This window comes from Limnospira platensis NIES-39 (assembly GCF_026000695.1).
GTDB classification, from domain to species: domain Bacteria; phylum Cyanobacteriota; class Cyanobacteriia; order Cyanobacteriales; family Microcoleaceae; genus Limnospira; species Limnospira platensis.
Genome location: NZ_AP026945.1, coordinates 2242430 through 2258597, shown reverse-complemented (window position 1 = coordinate 2258597; position 16168 = coordinate 2242430). Strand labels below are relative to the sequence as shown.

General features: G+C 45.0%; 15 protein-coding genes and 2 pseudogenes. 4 read left to right on the top strand and 13 right to left on the bottom strand.

Annotated features, from left to right (window positions below; genetic code table 11):
• Positions 1 to 209: 209 nt before the first annotated feature.
• Positions 210 to 2066: pseudogene (locus N39L_RS33310) on the bottom strand (Calx-beta domain-containing protein); the annotation flags it as partial.
• On the opposite strand from N39L_RS33310, the gene N39L_RS33305 reads away from it, so the two are divergent.
• Positions 2041 to 3075: a hypothetical protein gene (locus N39L_RS33305; protein WP_491047476.1), complete on the top strand. Its 1035-nt coding sequence runs from the start codon at positions 2041 to 2043 to the stop codon at positions 3073 to 3075. The pseudogene N39L_RS33310 and the gene N39L_RS33305 sit on opposite strands and share 26 nt — an antisense overlap.
• 23 nt (positions 3076 to 3098) lie before the next feature.
• On the opposite strand, the pseudogene N39L_RS33300 reads toward N39L_RS33305, so the two are convergent.
• Positions 3099 to 4721: pseudogene (locus N39L_RS33300) on the bottom strand (calcium-binding protein); the annotation flags it as partial.
• Between the two features lie 276 nt (positions 4722 to 4997).
• On the opposite strand from N39L_RS33300, the gene ccmS reads away from it, so the two are divergent.
• Positions 4998 to 5432 (top strand): beta-carboxysome assembly chaperone CcmS, encoded by a 435-nt coding sequence (gene ccmS / locus N39L_RS11135; RefSeq protein ID WP_006616845.1) that lies wholly within the window; start codon positions 4998 to 5000, stop codon positions 5430 to 5432.
• Positions 5433 to 5488: 56 nt separating this feature from the next.
• On the opposite strand, the gene N39L_RS11130 is transcribed toward ccmS, so the two are convergent.
• Positions 5489 to 6211: a response regulator gene (locus tag N39L_RS11130; protein WP_006616844.1), complete on the bottom strand. Its 723-nt coding sequence runs from the start codon at positions 6209 to 6211 to the stop codon at positions 5489 to 5491.
• Positions 6212 to 6665: 454 nt separating this feature from the next.
• On the opposite strand from N39L_RS11130, the gene N39L_RS11125 reads away from it, so the two are divergent.
• Positions 6666 to 6854 carry a hypothetical protein gene (locus N39L_RS11125; RefSeq protein ID WP_006616843.1) on the top strand — a complete coding sequence of 63 codons (189 nt, stop codon included), beginning with the start codon at positions 6666 to 6668 and terminating at the stop codon, positions 6852 to 6854.
• A gap of 202 nt (positions 6855 to 7056) precedes the next feature.
• Here N39L_RS11125 and N39L_RS11120 read toward each other — a convergent pair whose 3' ends face one another.
• From N39L_RS11120 to N39L_RS11105, 4 genes are all read right to left on the bottom strand, one after another.
• Complete coding sequence (locus N39L_RS11120; RefSeq protein WP_006616842.1) at positions 7057 to 8757, bottom strand: ABC-F family ATP-binding cassette domain-containing protein; 1701 nt, start codon at positions 8755 to 8757, stop codon at positions 7057 to 7059.
• A gap of 226 nt (positions 8758 to 8983) precedes the next feature.
• Entirely contained in the window at positions 8984 to 9409 is a 426-nt protein-coding gene (locus N39L_RS11115; RefSeq protein ID WP_006616841.1) for a response regulator, read from the bottom strand.
• A gap of 223 nt (positions 9410 to 9632) precedes the next feature.
• The gene (gene prfA, locus N39L_RS11110) at positions 9633 to 10748 is read right to left on the bottom strand and encodes a peptide chain release factor 1 (RefSeq protein ID WP_006616840.1); all 1116 of its coding nucleotides are present in this window, start codon (positions 10746 to 10748) and stop codon (positions 9633 to 9635) included.
• Positions 10749 to 10868: 120 nt separating this feature from the next.
• The gene (locus N39L_RS11105; RefSeq protein ID WP_014275232.1) at positions 10869 to 12107 is read right to left on the bottom strand and encodes an RNA-guided endonuclease InsQ/TnpB family protein; all 1239 of its coding nucleotides are present in this window, start codon (positions 12105 to 12107) and stop codon (positions 10869 to 10871) included.
• On the opposite strand from N39L_RS11105, the gene N39L_RS11100 reads away from it, so the two are divergent.
• Positions 12095 to 12298, top strand: coding sequence for a hypothetical protein (locus tag N39L_RS11100; RefSeq protein ID WP_014275231.1), 204 nt, complete (start codon positions 12095 to 12097; stop codon positions 12296 to 12298). The genes N39L_RS11105 and N39L_RS11100 overlap by 13 nt on opposite strands.
• 180 nt (positions 12299 to 12478) lie before the next feature.
• Here the strand turns inward: N39L_RS11100 and rpmE are convergent, their stop codons facing one another.
• The 6 genes from rpmE to N39L_RS11070 form a co-directional block, all read right to left on the bottom strand.
• On the bottom strand, positions 12479 to 12730 hold the full coding sequence (gene rpmE, locus N39L_RS11095; protein WP_006618071.1) for a 50S ribosomal protein L31: 252 nt from the start codon (positions 12728 to 12730) through the stop codon (positions 12479 to 12481).
• Positions 12731 to 12924: 194 nt separating this feature from the next.
• On the bottom strand, positions 12925 to 13335 hold the full coding sequence (gene rpsI, locus N39L_RS11090; RefSeq protein ID WP_006618072.1) for a 30S ribosomal protein S9: 411 nt from the start codon (positions 13333 to 13335) through the stop codon (positions 12925 to 12927).
• Entirely contained in the window at positions 13335 to 13793 is a 459-nt protein-coding gene (gene rplM / locus N39L_RS11085) for a 50S ribosomal protein L13 (protein ID WP_014275230.1), read from the bottom strand. The genes rpsI and rplM overlap by 1 nt, the downstream gene beginning before the upstream one ends.
• Before the next feature lie 15 nt (positions 13794 to 13808).
• On the bottom strand, positions 13809 to 14645 hold the full coding sequence (gene truA, locus N39L_RS11080; protein ID WP_014275229.1) for a tRNA pseudouridine(38-40) synthase TruA: 837 nt from the start codon (positions 14643 to 14645) through the stop codon (positions 13809 to 13811).
• Between the two features lie 56 nt (positions 14646 to 14701).
• A complete protein-coding gene (rplQ, locus tag N39L_RS11075) occupies positions 14702 to 15052 on the bottom strand; it encodes a 50S ribosomal protein L17 (protein WP_006618075.1) in 351 nt (116 codons plus the stop codon).
• Between the two features lie 103 nt (positions 15053 to 15155).
• Positions 15156 to 16100, bottom strand: a complete 945-nt coding sequence (locus N39L_RS11070) for a DNA-directed RNA polymerase subunit alpha (RefSeq protein WP_006618076.1) — start codon at positions 16098 to 16100, stop codon at positions 15156 to 15158.
• Positions 16101 to 16168: the final 68 nt, after the last annotated feature.

Sequence of the window (16168 nt, the reverse complement as noted above, 5' to 3'; positions counted from 1 at the left end):
AGATGCGATCGCTTTTTCCATCAACTTACTTAACAGGAGGACAAGCAACACGCCGAATGTACCACAATTTAGGCAATTTGTCAATATATCATCTAACTTATATTATCGGTATATTATGGATAGTTTCGCCAGGTGAATGATGAGGGTGTCAGCCATTAATTAATAGTGCTGACATCACCTCATTTGTGCCCAATTTCACCTAATCTATACTAAACCCTCCAGGTAGCTAAGTAGGTATCATTTCCACCTAAAGCATTAGGGTTAATAGCTGCGGAAGTCGTGAAAACATCAGGTTGAGTAACCGTACCAAAAATCACAGCTTGACCATTGCGAACCGTAAAAGCATTAACAGTTCCCCTTGAGCCATTGTCACCAGGTTGGGTTAGTGGATTCCAGAATCTCCTGATTGTATAATCTGGAGAAAGTCCCAAAACCGCCATTTCTCCTAGGGTGTAGTTTCCTACTGGTTGACCGTTAATAGTTTTATCAGCGCGATTTTGGAGTTGGAATGCGGAAGCACCACCAATATAAACCTGTCCAAATTCATCAGCGGTAATAGAGTTAGGGTTAAAACTATTAGCACCAGTGGAAGTGCGGGTAACAATAAATTGACCGCGTTCGATATCTCCATTATTGGGGTCTATTTTAGCATGGAAAGTAAAGGACCCAGAACCCGCACCCGAAAAATTATTAAATTGATCAACATTCACCATAGTTGATAGGTTTTGGGTGATGTCTTGACCATCCCGCTGAAAGACGTTATTTCCGCCATCAGTTTTTCCGAGGAAATAGAGTCCGCCATCTTGTCCGAAGGTAATCCGTTCCCCACGGGTATCAGCACCTAAATTCTGTCCGGTGACTTCAGAGGCGCTATAATCCCAGGTATTCCAGAGTTGATTTAATCCGGTATCAAAGGCGCGTAAAAATGGGGTTTGTAAGTTGCTAGTTACTTGATTAAATCCGGTGACAAAAATGCGATCGCCATTGGGGTCAATAGCAATATCTGCGGGACGGATATCAGTTCCGGTCAGGGTAGTAGTAGCCAGTTGGGTTCCTGTCGCACTCCACAGAGTCACCGTATCGCTACTATTAGTTAGGGTAGCAATATTACCATTATTAGCAATCGAAACTCGGTCAAATATTCCCGTGTCTGACCACAAAATATTTGCAGCCGTACTATCATAAACCCGAATCCCAAAATCACCGACAGCAACTATTTCTCCACTATCGCGGTCTACATCAAGATGTCGAACATTTCCCCCTAAGTTGGTAATTGATAAAGGCTCTGTATTTCCATCCTCCAAGCGTTTAATCTGACCCACACCGTCAAAGTTTCCAGCAATGATAATAGCCGAATCTACAGGAGAAATAACCGCCGCACTAGCACTATCATTTCCAGGTGTTCCTAGATAAGTTGCGCTTTCCAGTTGCAGGTTATTGGTAGAGTCATTATCAACAATGAAGAGAGTAGCGCTTTCTTGGCTTCCCAACGTCGCACTTCCTGTCAGGTTACTCAGACTCAGAATCACCGTTTCTGTCGGTTCAAAGATGTCATCATCAATAATAGGAATGGTCACGGTTTTTGGTGTTGTATCTCCATCCCCAAAAGTCACCGTAATGGGACTATTGATATAATCTTCCCCAGCGGTAGCTGTTCCATCAGTGGGGATGACATCAACACTAATTTCTCCAAGACTTTCACCACTTCTTATTACAGTAATTTCGGAGATGGGTGTACCATCTTCATTAACACTGAAAATGGCATCACTAAATTCGATTACTGACGGCTCCACATCGTCATCAATAATACTCAAGATTATTGAATCGCGATCGCCTAAAGTTAAACCACCAGTAGGATTACTCAGCACAATCCTAAATTGTTCCGTATCTTCTACTTCATTATCATCGATAATCTGGATGTCAATATTTTGGATGGTTTCACCTGCTGAAAAAATTAGGGTTCCGCTACTAGCTATGTAATCCTCTCCGGCGATCGCTGTATCATCTACCGTCGCATAATCTACGGTTACTGTACTACTTGTGTCTCCCGTTCTTTCGACTGTAATTATAATATTACCGTCACTTTCAACAACTTCTATTTCCTCCATAGTAAACCCTACAACTGTAAGCTCCGGCTCAGGTTCCGGTTCAGGTTCCGGCTCCGGCTCAGGTTCAGGTTCAGGAGTCGGTTCCGGTTCGGGTTCCGGCTCCGGTTCGGGTTCCGGCTCCGGTTCGGGAGTCGGTTCGGGTTCCGGCTCCGGTTCAGGTTCCGGCTCCGGTTCAGGAGTCGGTTCAGGTTCAGGTTCCGGCTCCGGTTCAGGAGTCGGTTCAGGTTCAGGTTCCGGCTCCGGTTCAGGAGTCGGCTCCGGTTCAGGAGTCGGTTCGGGTTCAGGTTCGGGTTCAGGTTCAGGTTCCGGCTCCGGTTCAGGAGTCGGTTCGGGTTCAGGTTCAGGAGTCGGTTCAGGAGTCGGTCCGGGTTCCGGCTCCGGTTCGGGTTCCGGTTCAGGAGTCGGTTCAGGAGTCGGTTCAGGAGTCGGTTCGGGTTCAGGTTCAGGAGTCGGTTCAGGAGTCGGCTCCGGTTCAGGAGTCGGTTCGGGTTCAGGTTCAGGAGTCGGTTCAGGAGTCGGTTCAGGAGTCGGTTCAGGAGTCGGTTCGGGTTCTGGCTCCGGTTCCGGCTCCGGTTCGGGAGTCGGTTCCGGTTCCGGTTCGGGAGTCGGTTCAGGTTCAGGTTCAGGCTCCGGTTCGGGAGTCGGTTCCGGTTCAGGTTCGGGAGTCGATTCCGGTTCAGGTTCGGGTTCAGGTTCGGGTTCCGGCTCCGGTTCGGGAGTCGGTTCAGGAGTCGGTTCGGGTTCCGGCTCCGGTTCGGGTTCCGGCTCCGGTTCAGGTTCCGGCTCCGGTTCAGGTTCCGGCTCCGGTTCAGGTTCCGGCTCCGGTTCAGGAGTCGGTTCCGGTTCAGGAGTCGGTTCCGGTTCAGGAGTCGGTTCCGGTTCCGGTTCAGGTTCCGGTTCAGGAATCGGTTCCGGTTCGGGTCTAGAAATATCAGGATCTAAGATAGTAAATGTAACTGTAGATTGACTTCCTAAAGTTGCGTCATCAGCGGGATTATTTAAACTTAAAGTGAAGGTTTTATCCCCTTCTCTTTCGTTATTATTAATAATCTCAACGCTAATGGTTTGGCTGGTTTCTCCCGGCGCAAAAGTTAGGGTTCCTGATACGGGTATGTAATCAATGTTAGCAATAGCAGTACCATCAGCGGTAGCAAAATCTATGGTAATTTCACCATGACTTCCTTCTGTACGTTCTACCGTAATGCTGGCGGTTCCAATATCTTCTACTTCGATATCTGTGAACTCTAAATTGAACACACCCGGATTAGGAATATCATTATCAATAATATTAAATGTTAGTGTATCACGATCGCCTAAAGTTAAATCACCAGTAGGATTACTGAGAACTATCTGAAATTGCTCCGTATCTTCTACTTCATTGTCATCGATAACTTCAAGGGTAATATGTCTGCTATCCTGACCGGAAGCAAAAATCAGCGTGCCGCTAGTAGCGATGTAATCTTCTCCGGCGATCGCTGTATTATCTACCGTCGCATAATCTACAGTTCCTGGCTCATCAATATTTCCCGTTCTTTCTACTGTAATTATAACAGTTCCTGCACTTTCAATAACTTCGATTTCATCCATACTAAACCCTACAATTCCCAGGTCACTATCTATCTCTGGAGTCGGTGTGGGTACGGGTGTGGGTACGGGTGTGGGTACGGGTGTCGGTGCGGGTGTCGGTTCCGGTGTCGGTGCGGGTGTCGGTTCCGGTGTCGGTTCCGGTGTCGGAGTTGGTAAAACTGTAGATTCTGGTGTGGGTTCTGGTGTCGGTGTGGCTTCATCTGAAGGGAAGATAGTAGCCTTAAAACTATCGCTATTTACATTTTTCAGAATCGCCAAAAATTCGTTAGTAGCGCGGTCTTGAATAATTGTATCTGTAGCATATACACCGGAACCCTGATAAATATTTAAAGATTCAAAAGTGAGATCATGTAATAAACCAATCGAGTCTTTATTAATATCAAAATCCATAATAAAATTGGTTCTAGCAGGGGTAAATCCTCCTGTATTTAAACCAATATAAAACCAGTTATTTCCTTCTCCACCTGTGAGAGTATCAGAACCTTCATCGCCAATTAGTGTATCATTTCCGCGATCGCCAAATAATAAGTCATCCCCTTTACCGCCATAAAGGAGATCATTACCCTGACCGCCATATAGAGTATCATTACCTTGATTTCCAAATAATGTATCATGGTCGCGATCGCCAAATAACAGGTCATCACCACGATCACCAAATAGCACATCATTGCCTTTTCCACCTCTAAGCGTATCATCCCCCTGACCGCCATAGAGGGTATCATTACCCTGATTTCCATGTAAGAAATCATTACCTTCATTTCCGCCAATAATATCATCGCCATCTAAACCATAGACCGTATCATCTCCCCCTAAAGCAAAGATGATATCATCGAATTCTGTACCGAGGATAAAATCGGAGTTCTCAGTGGGTTCTGATGAAACTTGACCCAAAGTTAAGACAGTTATGGAATTGTGCGCCTGAATACCAGTGGCTGTGGAAATCGGATCAGGGGAAATTCCCGTAGTATCTGACTGAGGATCCGGATTAAAACTAAAATTTTCAAACTCAAAGGCAGTAAAACTCATGGGTGCAAAAAGGGTAAGTTTCAACGGCTAAACAGAATAGCGATCGCGCTTAATTCTGTTTTCAACTTGCACCCCTAATATCCGGACAATTAGTTAGCGTAATTTTCCGGTTGAGTTATCGAACCAGGAATTATTGACGGTTTTTTAGATTAAATATTTCTTACCAACAGCGCAACTGTCAGTGTAGTTATGACCATCAATTCCTTAAAACTTAGGATACCCTCCTAGGACGAATAAATATACAATAGATTGAGAAATTAACGGAATTCTGGTCTAATGAATATTACCCCCACCCCTGTAGACGAAAATGGCTGGCAAAAACAACTAGATCGCTTTGTCGAAAATCACCATCCACAACTCGCCGCCTTAGCTTGGGGGGTTCACCTGGAAGGAGAAAGCGAACCGGGAACTTTAGGTATTGACCTAAAGCCCACTCCTCACTTTGTTTTTTGTCCCAAATCAGCCATTGAACTCCTCAACAAAAATGCGGATAATAAATTACAGGAAATCCTCGGAATTATCGACGGATATAAACCCGAGATAGAAGTTTTGATGATTTGCATTAGTCCAGATCGGATTAAATTAATTTATTTTCAGCCGGAGTTGCCACCGCCGGATTATTATGCTAAAATAGACAAAGACAAAAAGTTTCTCATGAGCGAACTTGAACAAGCTATGAGGGAACTAATAAAACTCCCAGAAAATCTATAAAGTTGTTGGGGGCTAAGTTTCGGTTTTTTAATTAAATCCTGGTAAATTTTACGCCCCTACAATTTCCAATCAGGACACATCTGAGATTCTGGACCCCCAGGATGCACAGCACAATTGATGCCATCCTGACCATAAAAATAGCGACATATTTGGCAGGAATGATTTGCCTGTAATTCTTTTTTAAAAATTTGATATCTATGATTAATTATCCGATAATATTGACGGGCTTGAGGATAATTAGGATTGCAGATAAGCGTGTGTTCAAGAGCTTGAATTGCTGACTTATAAAGTTTCATTATTTGCAGTGCATACTTATCGGGTTGACTTTTAGAGATAAAACAGACATCAATAATTTTGACAATTAAGAAAAAATAGTTAAACCAGGCTTGAGCAGAATTAACTGTGGGTTGAGATTTAGCAGCCACTGTCACCCATTTAATGGTCTGCAAAAGTTCTTTAGTTCGCCAGGGTTTACTGACATAGGCTTCGGCGTGTTTAATGCCTTCATATACAGCCAGATTCTGTTCTTGTCCCGTTAAAAATATAACTGGGATATTTTGAGTGTCAGGGTTGGATTTAATCAGACGACAGGTTTTGTAGCCGTCCAATTTAGGCATCACCACGTCCAACAAAATTACATCTGGACAGACCTGCTGTAACTTATCTAAAGCCTCCAAGCCATCAGAGGCGGGGATGACTTCCAAACCACTCCAGGTTAATTGGTAGGACAGACATTCTCTTTGGGTAAGGGAGTCTTCAACCAGTAAGACAGTATTCATGACACGAGGGGTCTAGTTTAATAAAAATGGTGCGCTACCTAACTCTACTCTGAATTCCCTATTTAAGAGGTGATCCATTAGTGGCCCTGTAACGCACCCAACTTCTCCGAATACTTATAGTTTACCCAGTTTAGTTCCTTTTACGATCGCTCTGTTACCAATTCCGGCCCAGTTGTATCTGATCAATACCAAGTCCACCACCCAAGGGTAATATTAAATTCTGTCGCTTTTCACACTTTTTTCACAGTTTTCTGAAATAGTAAATTGGTGATGAGGCGAAAACGCTATTATACCATGAACGCTGTGGTTTTAGCTAATTATATGATTAATTTATTGGCTGATTTAGATACCCCAATTGAGTATTACTAATACTTTCCCCAAAATCCCCCAAAACCATAGGGATCAATTATAATAGATATTAATGGCTCATTAAACTATCAAGTGAGGCAACGACATGAAAACACTGAAACTGGAAATTCAGAAAGTTTCACCCTGTTTATTTCAATTATTGCGGGACTATTCGCCTAAGCCACTGGTGGATGGAATTTTGTTTACAATTGATGGCGATAGTTACGACACACTGATGGTTGCTGATAAAATTAGCAGTCTAGTTGCACCCCCTTGGAGTCTAAAGGAAGTGTAAGATCAGATGCGATCGCTACCAGGTTAAACATCACTACGACAAACCAACTTTAACATAACTTAACCTCAGTTGTAATCAAGGGAGGAACCCTAATAGAGCGATCGCATAATTTAGCCCCTACTCACCACTCAATTAATAAACACCCGAAAGCCCAGTTGTATATCCCCCTAAATGTGTCTAGGGGGAATTGTTGACTCAGTAACTATCTACCTTTAGCCCCTGCCTTTTTCTTAGCCGCCTTAGCCGCCTTTTTCGCGGCTTTTTCGGCTGCTAATTTAGCTTCTCGTTCCTGTTCTTTTTCCTCAGCCAACTTATCTAAATAATAGTGATAATCTCCCAGATAAACCCGAAACTCACCATCACGAATTTCCACAATTTTGTTAGCCACCTGAGAAATAAAGTAACGGTCATGGGAGACCAGCAAAACCGTTCCCTCATACTCCTGTAAAGCTGATTCCATCATTTCCTTAGCCGGAATATCCAAGTGATTAGTTGGTTCATCCAAAATCAACAAATTCACCGGTTGCAGCAACATTTTAGCCAAAGCCAGCCGCGCCTTTTCACCACCACTCAAAGAACCAACTTTTTTAAATACAGTTTCACCACTAAACAAAAACCGACCGAGGAGGGTGCGGACTTCCTCATTTTTCCAGTCCGGAACCTCATCATGGATAGTTTCCATAACTGTTTTACTCAAGTCTAAGGCTTCCGCTTGATTTTGTTCAAAGTAACCCGGAATCACATTATGTTTTCCTAGGGATACAGTTCCTTCGCTGGGGGTTTCCAACCCCATAATCATGCGAAGTAAGGTAGATTTACCGCAACCATTAGGACCCAGAAAAGCTATGCGATCGCCTCTCTCAATCAGCAATTCTGCCCCCAAAAAGAGAATTTTATCATCATAGGTATGCACCAAATCTTTAATATTCACCACATCCCGACCACTACGAGGAGCCGGTGGGAAGTGGAATTTTAGCGTTTTTAAAGAAGCTGTAGGAGCCTCAATTTTTTCGATTTTATCTAACTGTTTTTCGCGACTTTTAGCTTGGGTGCTACGGGTCGCACTCGCCCTAAATCTTTCTACAAATTCCTGTTGTTTTTCGAGTTCCTTTTGCTGGCGTTCATAGGCACTTAATTGAGCTGCCTCAGCCTCAGCCTTTTGTAGCAAATAAGCGGAATAATTCCCTAAATAAGTCCGAGAAACTCCCCGTTCAGTTTCCACAATTTGAGTACAGAGACGGTCTAAAAACTCCCGGTCATGGGAAACAATTACCATCGGGGTAGTTAAACCCTTGAGGTAAATTTCTAGCCATTCGATAGTTTCTAGGTCGAGGTGGTTTGTCGGTTCGTCCAGTAGCAGTAAATCTGGTTCTTGCAGAAGAATTTTACCTAAACTCATACGCATTTGCCAGCCACCACTAAAGGCGCTAACTAAGCGATCGCCATCTTCCGAGTCAAACCCCATTTCCGGTAAAATCTTCTCAATTTTAGCTTCTAAGCCGTAGCCATCAAGGGATTCAAATTTACGTTGGAGTTTATCCAACTTATGAATTAACTCATCGAGGCGATCCGGATCAGCCGTTTCCATCTCTCGCTGAACTTCTCCATAAGCTGCATGGGTGTCGTTAGCCTCACCAAAAACCGTCCAAAACTCTTCTCGGACGGTGCGCGCCGGATCAACTTCAAATTCCTGGGTTAAATAGGCGATATGTAGACTTGATGGCTTAATAACTTCCCCCGATGTGGGTTCAATTTCTCCGGCTATAATTTTCAGTTGGGTAGACTTTCCCGCCCCATTTACCCCCACTAAACCAATGCGATCGCCTGGTTTAACTTCCCAGTTAATATCTTTAAGAATAGTACCTGTGGGATAGATTTTGCTAATATGTTCTAGTCGCAGCATCAACAGTCTCCTAGGACGAAAATATGTTAAACAGTGGGGCCAGGAAATCTTGACAGGGGAAACTAACTGACAACCGTGTACGGGCGGCGGTTTCTCCATTAGATCCGTTTCCTAGGAAGATTATGCAATATCTTCCTACACTGCCATCAAAGCCAAAAATCACATACCCGCATTCGATCTTAACAAAAATCAACCATTTCTGGAGTTATGGCTAAAGGTTATCAAATTAGGGGTTGGTTGTTGACGAATTTTCTGCACCTTGTCGCTGCTGGTAAACTGCTTTAGCATCTTTAATGGTAGCCTCGAACACTGTCGGGTCCCAGGGCTTAGTAATGCACTGAAACAATTGCGCCGCCTCTAAATTTTCGCCGGACGCTTCTAGAGTTTCTGGGGAGTATCCACTCAGCAAAATCCTAATTGTGTCTGGAAAAAGGGCCACAGTTTTACTGAGAAACTCAAGTCCGGTCATTTCTGGCATACTCTGATCCGAAATTATGATCGCCATTTCCCCTTCAGTTTCCAGTAATTGTAAAGCCTCCGTTGGGCTATCTACTCGAAATACCTGAAATTCACGGCGAAATATCCGATACAGCAAATCGAGGTTATCGGGTTCGTCATCAACTACCATCAGTTTGAGTTTGTTTTTACCCATTTCTCAACATCAGACTGCACTTGCACTGTTTGCTATCTCGGGAGTAATGGTGCTGTTTTTCCACTCAGCTCTGTTTCCCGTAACACGATCGCAGAACCCCCCCCGACTAGAAACCGGGTTCCTTGGTTAAATCTTTGATGAGGAACGAAAAATTCTCACATCAACCCGGTTTATTTTCCCCAATCATAGTTGATCTTTGGTTACAAAAGAGCGATCGCCATTATTATACAGATGCAGGAGTAGTTGATTCTGCTAATTGTGCCAATCGTTCCTGTTGATCCTGAATCACGCACGCTTGGATCAAATCTCCTATTCCCCCTTCCAATACTGGGGCTAGGGAAAAATTATGACCTAGACGATGGTCTGTCACCCGATTATCCTTATAGTTATAGGTGCGGATTTTTTCCGACCTCGAACCTGTCCCCACCTGCGATCGCCGCATAGAAGTCACAGCATCCTGTTGTTCCCGCAGTTTAGCCTCGTATAACTTAGCCCGCAAAATCTGCATAGCCCGTTCCCGGTTTTTTAGCTGACTGCGTTCTTCCGTACAGAATACCCGAATACCCGTCGGTTTGTGGAACAAATCAACTGCCGTTTCCACCTTGTTTACGTTCTGACCCCCTGCACCTCCCGATCTAGCCGTGGTCATCTCAATATCTTTAGCGTCAATTTGCACTTCCACATCATCAACTTCTGGCATTATTGCCACCGTTGCCGTCGAAGTATGAACCCTCCCCCCTGCTTCCGTTACTGGCACTCGCTGGACTCGATGAACTCCCGCTTCAAATTTAAGCTGACTATAAACGCGATCGCCTTGAATTTCCAGAATCGCCTCTTTAAATCCCCCCATATCAGCCAGGGACTCACTCAGTAGCCTTACCCGCCAACCCTTAGTTTCAGCATAGCGGGAATACATCCGCACCAAATCCCCCGCCCAAATACTTGCCTCATCCCCGCCAGTACCTGCCCTAATCTCTAACATGATATTTTTATCATCATTAGGATCTTGGGGCAGCAGGAGAATTTTCAGCCGTGTTTCCAACTCTTGCAACTTTGTAGTTAGTTCTTCCACCTCCAAAGCTGCCATTTCTTTCATTTCCTTGAGTTCAGGATCATTCCCTGTCTCTCGGAGGATTTGTTTAGCCCCCGCCAACTCCGTCTGAGTTGTTTTCCACTCCTGGTAGGCATTAACCACATCTTCTAGGGAAGATCTAGTTTTAGCTACCCGTTGAAATTCGTCAGGATCTGTCGCAATCTCAGGATCCGCTAATCTCAGAGTTAGCTCTTGAAAGGTTTGCTCAACAGATTTAAGTTTATCTAGTAAATAAGTTTCTGCCATCGTTCGGTTGCCTCTTGTCAGTAGTCGGTTGTCGAAGCATAATTTCGCCAAAAAAATTGTCTCTGCTTCCGTGTTTAACCCAGCGTATAAGGATATAGTGAACTACCCCACCCTGCCGCCCTAGAGGATGGGGCTTCCTGATTCAACGGGAACTGCATCTAACAAAACTGATGTTTTGCCAGGTTGTCTTACACTCCCGACCCAGGCAGTATCGCTGGTTACCAACGACAATACTTGTACTGAGCATAGTCGAAGTACTTGTACTGAGCATAGTCGAAGTATCCGCAAGGCTTCATTTCTGATATTTTGTGCCGCGTTGACATCTCGATCATGGCAAGTCCCACAATGTTGACATTGCCATTGACGAATATCTAACGACAAACTATCTACTCGGTTGAGGCAAACGTGACAGGTTTTAGAGGATGCAAAGAAACGGTCAACCTCAATATAGGTTTTTCCTTCCCACTCCGCTTTATATTTAAGCATTGTGGTAAACATTCCCCAGCCTACATCACTAATCGCCTTGGCTAGTTTGGGGTTTCGTACCATCCCTTTTATGTTCAGATTCTCTACAGCAATAACTTGGTTTTCGTTGACTATCTTGCGGGATAGTTTGTGTAGAAAGTCCTCACGGCAACGGGCAGTCTTGCTATAAACCTTAGCTACTTTTTGTTGGGCTTTAGTTCTATTCTGACTACCCTTTTGCTTCCGGGATAGTTTTTGTTGTTTACGTTTAAGATTACGGTGATGTTTGTCGCCATGACGGGGATTATCATACTTTGACCCATCACTGGTAATGGCGAAATGAGTCAATCCAACATCAATGCCAACTGCTTTACCTTCGGTAGACTGACTCGGAGTTTCTTTCCCATCATCCACCAATACCGAAGCATAGTATTGTCCATCAGAATTTTGGGAGACAGTTACAGTTTTGATTGTCCCTTCAAATTCTCGATGACGATGGCAGTAGACTAGCCCAATCTTCCCAGGTAGTTTGATATAGTCTCCCTCAAACTTAACGTTGGCGGGATAACTTAATGACTGCCGACCATGCTTTGACTTGAAACGGGGCAATTGCGCCCGCTTCTCAAAGAAGTTTTTGTAGGCAATGGAAAGATTGAGAGCAACAACTTGCAAAGACTGGGAATAGGCATCCGTTAGCCAAGGGTATTCCTTTTTTAACCCTGGTAACAGACCCTGGATATATCCACGAGATAATCCTTTGCCTGTCTTGAGATATGTTTCTTGGCATAGGTTGAGTGCAAAATTCCAATACCAACGACAGCATCCAAAGGCCTTGGCGAGAGATGCTTTTTGGTCGTCGGTTGGGTAGATGCGATATTTGTATGCCTTATACATTATCTTTATTTGCTGTTGCCGATAAAATTGTAGCTGCTCATCCGAGGATTCGCGATCGCTCAGTTTGTTTATTGGTTGCTATTCATCCCCTCCCTGCAAGCGAGGAAGGGGAATTCCGCAACATTTTGTTAAATATCGGAAAGTTCGCAGTTTTTTACCATAAAAATAATCCCGTTGATTATTCCCATTAGTAAATATTCAGTAATTCGGGGCGGCGATTATTTACACCAGCCACATAAATCCTTAGTTAATGGGGGTTTACAACTTATTTTACACTGCTCAATATTAGGGATAAACCGGAAACAAAAAAGCGGTCGGTTGCCAGTAGTCAGAAGCTACGGACAACAGACGACAAACAATCAACAACCCGGCTATTTTTTAGATTGATCAGCTTCCGTTGCTGTGGCTTGACTCTCATCAATCATGCCATACTTACGCAGGAAGCGTTCCACTCGTCCTTCTGTGTCAATAATCTTTTGAGTTCCAGTATAGAATGGGTGGATTCCAGACCAGATATCAACGTGCAGTGATGGCTGAGTGCAACCCACTTTCATAACGACTTCGCCGTTACAGATCACTTCAGCTTCAGGATACCATTCGGGATGAATATCAGGTTTAGGCATGGTTTAAGCTACCAAGTCAAAATCAACAAATTTTACTTTCTTTCTATTATAGCCATAATTGGCTCCGGACAAGCCGAGTCACAAAATCTAATCAATTGAGATTCTGCACTCACCTGGGTATTGGCCATAGTACCACCCCCTGTCTAGGATAGTTTACACGATCGCTTAGAGGGTGGATTGATAGCCAAAACTCTCTAGCGTTTCGAGTATTGGGGAGCTTTACGAGCCTTCCGCAGACCGTATTTTTTCCGCTCTTTAGCACGAGGATCACGGGTTAGATAGCCTTCTGCTTTCAGTGGTTGCCGATTATCAGGACTTAACTCGCATAAAGCACGAGCCACCCCTAAGCGGATCGACTCAGCTTGACCTGTCAGACCGCCACCTTGGACATTTACCAGAACATCGTAATCATTTTCTAGCCCTAAAGTTTCTAAAGGTGCTTTAGTCGCCGAAAGATAGCTGCTGTTAAATTGCAGATACAATTCGCCCTCGCGACCGTTAATAATTACCTGGCCACTGCCGGGAACTAAACGCACACGAGCGATCGCTGATTTCCGGCGACCCGTACCCCAGTAAACTGCTTTACCTGTATCTATAGCCTGCATTATTTACCTCCTGTCGGAATTGTGTCAATTTTCAGCACTTCAGGTTCTTGGGCCTGATGCGGATGAGTTGGACCCGAATAAACTTTTAGCTTTGTAAATAGTTGACGGCCCAACGCATTTTTGGGAAGCATTCCCTTAACTGCTTTCTCAATAATTCGTTCCGGGACTCGGCTTTGCAGTTGATCAAAAGTCTCTGTCTTCATCCCTCCCGGTCTACCCGAGTGGCGACGATAGATTTTTTGCTCCCCTTTTTTGCCAGTTACTGCCACTTTTTGCGCGTTAACCACGATCACAAAATCCCCTGTATCCATGTGGGGGGTGTAAGTGGGTTTATTTTTGCCACGAATGATTTGAGCAATTTCCGTAGCCAGGCGGCCCAGTCTTTGATCCGCCGCGTCAATGACGTACCATTTGCGTTCAATCGAGTCAACCGGCGGCAGATAGGTTTTAGTCATCATGATCTTGCAGTTCTCCTAAGTTAATGGTGATTGTGGTTCAGTTTTTCCTAGGATAAATTTAGGAAAAGTATCGAACCAGATATCAGGAGTAAAGGGGAAATTCGGATAGCCTACCCGTAGCAGGCATAACCCCTGGGGAGGGGCTGCCGATTTGACAATTTCCCGACGTTCGTTGACCCAGATATCTTGGAAGTTTTCTAGCGATCGCTCCTTAGCCCCCACCTGTACCAGCAGCCCCACCAGTAATCGCATCATTCCATACAGAAATCCGCTCGCTTGAACTTCAATATGAATAAATGCTTCGCTCCGCCAACATTCCACATCCTGGACATCCACCCAAGCATGGGGGCGACTAGAACCAGCTCGTTGGAATGCTGATAAATGGTGATAGCCCAGTAATGGTTTAAGAGCTGCCAACATTAGGCTTTCATCCAAACGCTGATGATAGTAGTGCCAGGTAAACTGACGGATAAACAAGTTAGGTCGAGCATCCGTGTACAGGCTATAGCGATAGCGTCGCCATTGAGCGTCAAACCTGGCGTGCCAATCGCTGGGCACAGGAGCAGATGCCCTAATCAGCACATCTGCCGGCAATCGGCCATTGAGAATAGTTGCCCACCGATAGGCAGGAATATGGGCTGGGGCATCAAAATGAGCCACCTGCGCTGCTGCATGAACTCCAGAGTCCGTCCGGCCTGCTGCATGGAGGGGGACACGCTCCTGCTTTAACACCTTGCTAATAGCTGTTTCTATGTCCTCCTGAACCGTGCGCTGATTGGGTTGACGCTGCCATCCGTGGAAGTGGGTTCCATCGTATTGGATAATCAGAGCAATGCGCTGTTTATCAGTCATCGACAATCCGCCTTCCCTTGAGTTCAGCTCCCGTCCCCAACTCCCTGACAATCGCTCTAAACCAGCTCAATGATTGCCATTTCCGAGTTATCTCCCCGGCGAGGAACCGTTCGCACAATGCGAGTATATCCCCCTTTACGGGAGCCATAGCGCTGGGCTGCCCCTTCAAACAACGCATGAACCAGTTGTTTGTCATAGATATAGCCCATCGCTTGGCGGCGAGAGGCTAGGGAGCCATCTTTGGCCAGAGTAATCATCCGTTCTACTTCAGAGCGCACAGCTTTAGCTCGTGCTTTAGTCGTAGTTACCCGACCGTGACGGATGAGTTCAGTAGTCAGCGATCGCAAAAGAGCTTTTCGCTGGTCCGCAGGTTTACCAAGTTGATGAATACGACAACGATGACGCATGACAAATTATTTAGATAAGTTACTTAGATTTAGTTCCGAAACCAGCCATAAACAGGTATTCACAACTCACCCCGAGCCGTGAGCCTCTATGGCACTACCAGCCTCAAGATTTAGCAGCTCGCTCTTTAGGTAAAGTAATTCCTAGGCGATTTTGGAGAGCTTCGATCACCTCTTCAGCAGACTTTTGACCGAAATTTTTGATCTCTAGGAGATCTTCCTCCGTATAATCTCGTAAGTCCGCCACCGAGTTGATTTGCGCTCGTTTGAGGCAGTTATAAGCCCTAACCGAAAGTTGTAGCTCCTCAATGGGGATCTGGCTGGTAGGATCGATATCATCCCTTTGATCGCTCGTAATTGATTCTAGGTTGATATCTTTCAGGGCACCGAATAGGTCCACCAAAATCGCCGCCGCTTGACTGATAGCTTCTTGGGGAGTCAAACTACCACTGGTCCAGATTTCCAACGTTAGCCGATCTTTCTCTAAAGATCCGCCATCGCGGGCATCTTCTACAGTGTAGTTTACCTTCCGCACCGGCATGAAAATTGCATCAATTTGGAGAAAATCCAAAGCCGCAGAATCATCCCGATGTCTATCAACCGCTCGATACCCTGTCCCCTTTTCAATCTGACATTCCATCTCCAGAGTTGCCCCCGGGGATAAGGTAGCAATATATTGATTTTTATCGACTACCTCCACTTCCGAGGGTAAATCGAAATGGCCGACTGTTACGGTTGCTGGACCTTGCACCAAGAGACGGCCAATTTGCTTCTGATGGGTATGGCTTTTGAGAACTGCTTCTTTCAAATTCAGCATGATCTCTAGGACATCTTCCCGAGCCCCATCAATCGTTGCAAATTCGTGGTTAACCCCAGCAATTCTGACCGCCGTAATGGCAGTCCCTTCTAAATTTGACAGCAGCACCCGCCTTAGTGCATTTCCAACGGTTATTCCCTGGCCACGATCTAACGGTCCCAGGACAAATTTGCCATACTGACTACGGTCAGTGCTTATATTGGATTCAATACACTCAATCTTAAACTGCGCCACCGATTGACCTCCGTTCGACTCTTACCCCAAAAATTAGACCTAACCCATTACCAATGAAAAATGAAAAG